We start from the raw sequence: 1,249 nt of genomic DNA on the forward strand, positions 1-1,249 counted from the left end.
GGTCCCGAGGGTGCCGCCGCCCCCGCCGGCCAGCCAGGCGCCGTCGTCCTTTGGCTTGATCAACCCGGTGAACGGGCCCATCACGTCCGGCTACGGCTGGCGGCCCACTCCGGCGGGCACCATGGACTTCTACGGCACCGGCGGCTACATGCACAGCGGGATCGACTACGGTTCCGCCTGCGGCACGCCGATCTACGCGCCGGCGGCGGGCACCGTGGCGCGCGCGGACAGCACGGTCTGGGGCGGCGGCAACAGCGTGACGATGAGCCACGGCGTGGTCGGCGGCAACGCGCTGGACACCAACTTCTACCACATGACCCGCTACGTGGTGTACGCCGGCCAGAGCGTCGGCCGCGGCCAGCTGATCGGCTATGTGGGCAGCACCGGCAACTCCACCGGCTGCCACCTGCACTTCGAAACCATCGTCAACGGCAGCTTCGTCAATCCGATGAACCTGCTCTAGGTTTCGCCGGCGGCACCCGGCGCGCTGCGGCTTATCCGGCCGTGACGCCGCTGCGGCTAATCCGGCGGTAACACCGCGGCGGCGCTCCTGCCGTGGCGCCGCTATAATGGAACGTTCCGACGACGAAGGAGTATCCCGTGCCCAGAGAAAGTGGCCGAAAGGTAGTGGCCACCAATCGAAAGGCCCGGCACGACTACCACATCATGGACACCTACGAGGCCGGCATGGTCTTGATGGGGACCGAGGTGAAGTCTCTGCGCGAGGGCCGCGCTTCGCTGGTGGACGGCTTCGCCATCTTCTACAACGATGAGCTGTACCTGGAATCCGTCTACATCCCGGAATACCTCAACGGCAGCTGGACCAACCATGCCGCCCGGCGCCGGCGGAAGCTCTTGCTGCACCGGGCCGAGCTGGAAAAGATTTCCCGCCAGACCAGGGAGTCGGGCTACACGATTGTTCCGCTGCAGCTGTACTTCAACGACGGCCTGGCCAAGGTGGAGATCGGCGTGGGCCGCGGCAAAAAGGACTACGACAAGCGCCAGACGCTGCGCGAGAAGCAGGACAACCGCGAGGCCCTGCGCGCCATGCGGGAAAAGAACCGCGGGGCCTGAGCAGCTGCTTCACCGCTGCCGCCCGCCATGCCGCGGGCGGGAGCCGCCCCTGTTCCTTCCGCTGCCGCCCCGCCATGCCGCTGGCCGGAGAGCCCTATGTGGCATCAGCCCGCCGTCAGGGACCGACGCACCAAGTCCAGCCACCCGGGTAGGCCGCCGCGGGCCAGCGCCTTCC

2 protein-coding genes are annotated in these 1,249 nt (G+C 68.1%); both read left to right on the top strand.

Features of this window, described 5'->3' with window-relative positions:
• On the top strand, positions 1-463 hold a 463-nt coding region (locus AC5RUJ_RS16665), incomplete at its 5' end, for a M23 family metallopeptidase (protein ID WP_494156291.1).
• A gap of 137 nt (positions 464-600) precedes the next feature.
• On the top strand, positions 601-1,074 hold the full coding sequence (smpB, locus tag AC5RUJ_RS16670; protein ID WP_494000180.1) for an SsrA-binding protein SmpB: 474 nt from the start codon (positions 601-603) through the stop codon (positions 1,072-1,074).
• Positions 1,075-1,249 lie beyond the last annotated feature (175 nt).

Source organism: Arthrobacter sp. Y3223164 (genome assembly GCF_059091005.1).